The 6,533-nt window shown below is 70.3% G+C and carries 6 protein-coding genes; 2 read left to right on the top strand and 4 right to left on the bottom strand.

The window, feature by feature from the left end; genetic code table 11:
* The 4 genes from JUB11_RS17435 to JUB11_RS17420 all read right to left on the bottom strand — a co-directional run.
* Positions 1-374 (bottom strand): thiamine pyrophosphate-binding protein (locus tag JUB11_RS17435; RefSeq protein WP_247887132.1); only part of this gene is annotated, 374 nt, incomplete at its 3' end.
* Between the two features lie 64 nt (positions 375-438).
* Positions 439-1,128 (bottom strand): GntR family transcriptional regulator, encoded by a 690-nt coding sequence (locus JUB11_RS17430; protein WP_207459838.1) that lies wholly within the window; start codon positions 1,126-1,128, stop codon positions 439-441.
* Positions 1,129-1,527: 399 nt separating this feature from the next.
* Positions 1,528-2,697: an MFS transporter gene (locus JUB11_RS17425; protein WP_207459837.1), complete on the bottom strand. Its 1,170-nt coding sequence runs from the start codon at positions 2,695-2,697 to the stop codon at positions 1,528-1,530.
* Between the two features lie 194 nt (positions 2,698-2,891).
* Positions 2,892-3,740, bottom strand: coding sequence for a hypothetical protein (locus JUB11_RS17420; RefSeq protein WP_207459836.1), 849 nt, complete (start codon positions 3,738-3,740; stop codon positions 2,892-2,894).
* Positions 3,741-4,188: 448 nt separating this feature from the next.
* On the opposite strand from JUB11_RS17420, the gene JUB11_RS17415 reads away from it, so the two are divergent.
* Positions 4,189-5,751, top strand: coding sequence for a mannitol dehydrogenase family protein (locus JUB11_RS17415; RefSeq protein ID WP_207459835.1), 1,563 nt, complete (start codon positions 4,189-4,191; stop codon positions 5,749-5,751).
* A gap of 59 nt (positions 5,752-5,810) precedes the next feature.
* Positions 5,811-6,506 carry an HAD family phosphatase gene (locus tag JUB11_RS17410; RefSeq protein ID WP_207459834.1) on the top strand — a complete coding sequence of 232 codons (696 nt, stop codon included), beginning with the start codon at positions 5,811-5,813 and terminating at the stop codon, positions 6,504-6,506.
* Positions 6,507-6,533: the final 27 nt, after the last annotated feature.

Below are 6,533 nucleotides of genomic sequence, written 5' to 3'. Positions count from 1 at the left end.
TCCGACGAGCCGCTGATGAGGATCATCGGGAAGCAGTTGGTGGTGGCGTTGGCCAGCGCCGTGAGGCCGTTGAGGAAGCCCGGGGCCGACACGGTGAGGCAGACGCCCGGCTTCTTGGTGATGAAGCCGGCGATGGCCGCGGCGTTGCCGGCGTTCTGCTCGTGGCGGAAGGAGATGACGCGCATGCCCTCGGCCTGCGCCATGCGCAGCAGGTCGGAGATGGGAATGCCCGGCACGGAGTAGAGGTTCTCGATGCCGTTGAGCTTGAGCGCGTCGATGACGAGCTGGAAACCGTCCGTCAGCGCCGGCGGCGCACCGACTTCCGATGCATCCGTGGCCTGGGTCTTATCGAGTGTTGCAGCCGCACTTGACATAAGCGTGTGTCCTTCCGGAGCGTCAAAAGGTTCAGGTTCGTTCGGTCGAGAGTCGTCGAGAGTGTCAGTCGAGAAAGTCGCAGTGCTGTTCCACGAAGCGGGCCAGCCCGAGCGTGTGCTCGCGCACCAGCCGCTCCGCGAGATCGGCGTTCCGGCTGGCAAGGGCCTGGATGATCTCGTGGTGCTCATGGATCGAGGTGTCGGCCCGCCCGCCGCTGCGGATCGTTGCCCGGCGGATGGCGCGCATGTGGACGAAGAAGCGTTCGATCAGGTCGCCGATGAGCTGGCAGCCCGACGCCTGGACGATGCTCTGGTGAAAGGCGATGTTGGCGTCGGAATACTCCGAGATGTGGCCGTCCACCCCCTCCTGCTCGAAGCGCTCGAAGGCCGCCCGCAGATCCTCGATGCACTGGTCGGTGGCGCGCTCGGCGAAGAGCCGGGCGGCCATGCCTTCCAGGGCGGCGCAGACGGTGATCATCTCGATGATCTCCGCCTTGGTCTTGCGCACGACGAAGATGCCGCGGCGCGGCTGGGAGCGGATGAAGCCCTCCTGCTCGAGCAGGGCCATGGCCTCGCGCACCGGGGTGCGGCTGACGCCGAGCGCCTCGCAGAGCTGGCGCTCGTCGAGGCGGATCTCGCTCTCCTGGCCGTAGATGTCCATCTGGGTGATGGCCTGGCGCAGGGCCTGATAGGCCTTGGCCTTGAAGCTCTGGCCCGGATCGAGCGGCTCGACGGCGAAGCTGATGCGGTTCATGGCGTTTTCCGACCCCATTCCCGGCGCCGGGGGGCGCCGGGTTTCTCTTGCCCGCCGCGGCTTATCGCCGCAGGGCGTCATTGGCGATACCGTATACCAGATACCATATCCGCGCAAGAGGATTTGTCGTCTTTCTGAACAGTTCCCCCTGCTGACAAAAAACATGAGCCATTCACTTAGGGAATCCCTTGTGGCTCGGGCGCTTGGGGAGGGTCAGGACGATAAGATCGGGTGATAAGATAGCGGTGCCCGGCGGCCGAGCGGGTGACGATTTTCGGGACCGTACGCCCCGGCCGCCGGCCGCGGTCCGGAATCGGAACGCCCCCGCCGGGCGGGCCGGCGGGGGCGGGAACGAAGGCGTGTCGGGGAGGGCGTGGCGGACGCGCGGACCGGCGCGGCTCAGCCCGCCGGGACGGTTTCCCCAAGGGGCAGGCGCGCCGCCGGCACGGCCTGGCCGCGCACGCAGGCATGGACCGCCACGACGCCGAGGGCGGCGGGCAGCAGGGCGAGGGAGGGGGTGACCGTCGCCCAGGCCACGGCGGCGGCGGCGAGGCAGCCGAGGATCGCGCCGACGTCCCAGCCGGCCTCCGCCGAGAAGTGGAAGCGGAATGCCGAACCGGACTCCTTCGCCCGGTCGTACACCACGCTCATCAGCACGGGCACGTACAGGCCGTGCACGGCGGCGCCCGTCGCGTTGGCGACGGTGGCGGCGAGCGGCGACCAGGTGGCGCAGGCGCGCAGGGCGAAGCCCAGCGCCAGCGCGGCGCACACCAGGAGGAGGTAGCGGTCGCGCTGCCCGCGGTCGATGGCGCGGCCGCAGACGAGGCCGGCGGCGGCGCCGACCAGGCCGGCGGCGGCGTTGGCGATGCCGAAGGACTCGTAGCGGAAATCCAGCGTGATGAAGAGCACCATCGGCCAGGCCAGCGCCAGGCCCGACGCCATCCAGCCGTCGGCGGCGAAGGCGGCGATGCCGGCCCGGTCGACGGCGCGGACGGAATCGCGCAAGGTCGGCACCGGCCCGGCGGGAATGCCGGGCAGCGCCAGGAGCGGCAGGACGGCCGCCAGCGACAGGGCGGCGGCGATGGCGAAATCGACCTCCGGCCCGAACCGCTCCAGCAGGAAGCCGCCGGCCAGCGGGCCGAGCACGCCGACCAGCGCGCCGACCGCGGTCCGGATCCCCAGCTCCCGACCGCGCGACTGGCCGCCGGTGACGGCGACGGCCGCGTGGTAGACGGGCCAGTAGAGCGACTCCGCGAGGGAAACCACCAGCAGCCAGATCCCGAGCCAGACCGGGTCCTCGGCCCAGAGCAGGGGCAGGAACTGGGTGGCGGCCAGGGCCGCGCCCGTCGCCATCGCCCCGCGGTAGCCCAGCCGCCGCACGGCGGCGAGCGCGACGAAGCGCAGGCCGAAGCGCAGCGTCAGCAGGGCGGCGTAGGCGAGCAGGGCCATGGGAAGGCTGAAGCCGAGCTTCAGCAGGTAGGCCCCCACGAAGCCGCCCGCCAGCGCGGCCGACAGCTGGTAGAAGCCATAATGGAGCGTGAGCAGCCGGAAGGGGCTGAGTCCAGACACGATGGCCGATCCTTTTCGGGAAACCCGGGCCGGCGTGCGCGCGTCCTGCGCGGCGCCGGCGGGATTGGCCTCAGTGTCCGTTTCTTATGGTTAAGGGGTTGTTGAGGGAAAGGCGCGGGCGCGGTGACAAGGAAGCGCCCGGAAGGGGACCGCGCGCTCCGGCCCCTCCTCGGCAAGGGGCTCGGCAAAGGAGCTCAGCAGGGCGTGCCCTCGACCGGGTAGGGCTTTCCGGCGAAGAAGGCCTCCTGCTGCTCGACGATCCAGCGCAGCAGGCGCGGGTTCCCGTCGAACAGGTACTGCCAGCCCCGGACCAGCTCGACCAGCAGCTCGTCCGGGCCGAACTCCATGTCCTTCAGGTCGGGACCGATGCCGCCGAAGGTGACCATGCGCTGGCCGCAGGCGTTCTCGGTCAGGATGCGGTCGGATTCCGCCATCACCCGGCGGCTGAGATCCTCGTCGCGGAACTTGCCGACGGCGCGGGTGTGGAGCACGGGCACGCCGTCGATGATTCCCAGCCCCTTGTAGTCCAGCAGTTTCGGCCAGAGCGAATCGAGCCCCCAGCCCCAGCCCGTGCTGGACTGGTCCAGGGTCGGCAGAAGCCGCTCCAGCGCCGCCCGGCTGAAGCCGGGGATCATGATCTCGACGAAGCCCACCCGCCGCGCGAAGAAGCGCTGGTTGCGCATGGCGACATAGTGGGCGTAGTGCGAACTCTCGTGAAGGGCTGGCGCGAAGAGCTGGAAGTCCAGCGCGCGGGCGGCGTCGAACATCGCGCTGATCGTGTCCTGGCTGGCGAAGATGTCGTCGTCCGGCAGCCAAACGTAATCATACTCCCGCCAGCCCTTCCATTCGTTGAGAAGGGTCCGCAGCCCCGTCCATTTCGGACCGGGAATGACCTCCCCGACGGTGCAGTCCAGCCCGTCCTGCGGCGGGATCTCCTGGAAGGGGCAGAGATAGAGGTCCCAGTTTTTCGCTTTCCCCTGGTCGATCCAGCCGCGGTGCAGCGAGTTGCGCCCGACGCGCGCCAGAACAAGACTCTTTCCCATGGACATCCCCTCGACCTTGTACATCCGCGCCGGCGGAGCCGGCCGCGGCCTTCGTGAATGGGCGGGACCGGTGGGGCAGGCGCTCCGTCTCTCCCATCGGGGACGGCTCCGCGCGCATCCGAACGGCCAGGGTCCCGCCTTGCCGCCCTGACAAACGCAGCATCACGCGGATCGTTGCGCCAGGGCGGCCATTCCCTGCCAAAAACCATGAAAAAGTTGCCGCTGGTGCCCTCGCCCTATGTCTTGGGGTCATTGTCGTCAATAAGGTTGGTGTAGCGAACATGTCCGATGAAATAAGCAATTCGAGCTCGGAAGGCTTTGTACGCTTTCGAACATTGGGTCTGTCCTTCCCGATCGGGCGGGAATCATTCCGGAACCATCCTTAGACAGCGCCGGTTGTCCGGCTCTGGTTACGCTCCCCTGCGGAGGCTAAGGAGGACGTTCGAACGTGGCTAACCTGTCCGCTCAAAGGGCCGCCTTACTCAATTTCCCTGCCAGCGCCAGCCTGCAACCCGCACCGACGCCACGCTTATCGCTCGACACGCTTGCCCGCCTGCCCCCGTCCATCCGGCGCCCGCGCTTCGACATGGCGGCCTTGCGGACCGGCATCCTGCATCTGGGATGTGGCGCCTTCCACCGCGCGCACCAGGCCGTCTTCACGCAGCGCGCCATGGAGGCCGAGGCGGCGGCCGGAAGCGGGAACGCGCCGCCCTCCTGGGGCATCGTCGCGGCGAGCCTCGTCCGTCCCGCCTCGCGCGACCGGCTGCGCCCGCAGGACGGGCTCTACACGGTGCTCGAACGCGGTCCGGACTCGGTCCGCGCCGAGGTGGTGGGCACGGTCCGCGGGGTGCTGTACGCGCGGGACGATCCGGCGGGGCTCATCGCCCGCATCGCGGACCCCTCCACCCGGATCGTGACGCTCACGGTGACGGCCTCGGCCTACTGCCTGGACCCGGCGACCGGGCGGCTCTGCCTCGACCACCCCGGCATTCGCGGGGAACTGCGGGACGCCGCGCGCGGCTCCGCGCCATCCAGCGCGCTCGGCTTCCTGGTCCGGGGGCTGGCCGCCGTGCGCGAGGCAGGCCGGCGCCCGCCGGTCGTCCTGTCCTGCGACAACCTGCCGGCCAACGGCCGCACGCTGCGCCGCACGGCGATGGATTACGCGGCGGTCTTCGATGATTCCCTGGCGGAGTGGATCGGCCGGTCGGTGCAGTTCCCCTGCACGATGGTCGACCGGATCGTGCCGGCGGTGGAGGCCGCCGACCTGGCCGACGCGGCCGCGATGCTCGGCCTCGCCGACGAGGCGCCCGTCTCCACCGAGTCCTTCCGCCAATGGGTGATCGAGGATTTCGAGGGGCCGCGCCCGCGCTGGGAGGAGGCGGGCGCCGAGTTCGTGGCGGACGTGGCGCCCTGGGAGGCGTCGAAGCTGCGGCTGCTCAACGGCACGCACATGGCCATCGCCTATCTGGGCGCCCTGCAGGGGCTGCGCACCGTCGCGGAGGTCATGGACGACCCGGTCTTCGCCTCCTACGTCCTGCGCTTCATGCTGGACGAGCAGATGCCGACTCTGCCGCCGAGCGGCCACGACATCCAGGCCTACGCGCGCCAGCTCGTGCGGCGCTGGCGCAATCCCGGCATCGTGCACCAGCTCGACCGGGTGGGACGGAACGGGTCGGACAAGCTCCAGGCGCGGCTGCTGGCGGGCCTGCGCGACAACCTGGAGGCCGGACGCCCGGCGCCCTGCACGCTGCTCGCCGTCGCCGCCTGGGTTCTCTGCCACACCGGCCCCTGTTCCCCGGCGATGCAGGATCCGCTCGCCGAGCGCATGAGGCGCCTGGGCGGCGCGGCGGGCGCGGACATGGACCGGCTCGCCGCCCTGGTGCTGGGGATGGAGGAGGTCTTCGGGACGGAGTTGCTTCGGCTGGAGGCTTTCCGGACGGGGCTGTCGCGCGCCATGGCCGCGCTCCAGCGAAAGGGACCCCGCGCCGCCGCCGCCGCGTTGCTGCGCTGAACTCTTCCGCTAAACTGTGGCCCCGAACCGTTGCGATGAAACTGACGAGATTCCCGGACATGAACGCTGCCCCCGCCCCGGCCCATTCCGCGCAGGCTCTGCCCGTCGAGGCGGTCATCTTCGACATGGACGGGCTGCTCGTCGACACCGAGAGCCTGGCGATGCGCGGGCTGGCCGCCGCCGCCGCCGGAATGGGCTTCGAGGCGCCGGAAAGCCTCTGCCACGCGATGATCGGCGTGCCGGCCGACCAGTGCCGGCTCCTGGTGCTGGAACGGTTCGGACCGGACTTCGCGGCCGACCGCTTCCTGGCGGACGCCAGCCGGCAGACGGAGCTGCTGATCAAGGCCGGCCTGCTGAAGGTCAAGCCGGGCGTGCCGGAGCTGCTGGACCGCATCGACGCCCTCGGCCTGCCGAAGGCGGTCGCCACCTCCTCCAGCCGGGCAAAGGCGGACCTCCACCTCCGCAGCGCCGGCATCCTCGACCGCTTCGAGGTCATCGTGACGCGCGACGACGTCGAGCGCGGCAAGCCGCACCCCGACCTGTTCCTGCGCGCGGCGCGGGAGATCGGCAGGACGCCGGAGCGCTGCCTCGTGCTGGAGGATTCCTACAACGGCGTCCGCGCCGCCTGTGCTGCCGGCGCCCGGGTGATCATGGTGCCGGACCTGCTTCCCCCGACCGAGGAGATGCGGACGCGCTGCGCCATGATCCTGCCGGACCTGCACGCGGTGCTTCCCCTGCTGTCCCCGGCCGCCTGAGGCTCCGGCACCTTCCGGCTTTCTCCG

The sequence above is a fragment of the Azospirillum sp. SYSU D00513 genome (genome assembly GCF_017356015.1).
Classification (GTDB): domain Bacteria; phylum Pseudomonadota; class Alphaproteobacteria; order Azospirillales; family Azospirillaceae; genus Azospirillum.
Note: the sequence above shows the minus strand (reverse complement) of the source record. Positions and strands in the feature narration are given on the sequence as shown.

Coding starts and splice junctions, on each gene's coding strand:
- JUB11_RS17430 (WP_207459838.1), bottom strand. CDS start 1,128: ATGAACCGCATCAGCTTCGCCGTCGAGCCGCTCGATCCGGGCCAGAGC.
- JUB11_RS17420 (WP_207459836.1), bottom strand. CDS start 3,740: ATGGGAAAGAGTCTTGTTCTGGCGCGCGTCGGGCGCAACTCGCTGCAC.
- JUB11_RS17410 (WP_207459834.1), top strand. CDS start 5,811: ATGAACGCTGCCCCCGCCCCGGCCCATTCCGCGCAGGCTCTGCCCGTC.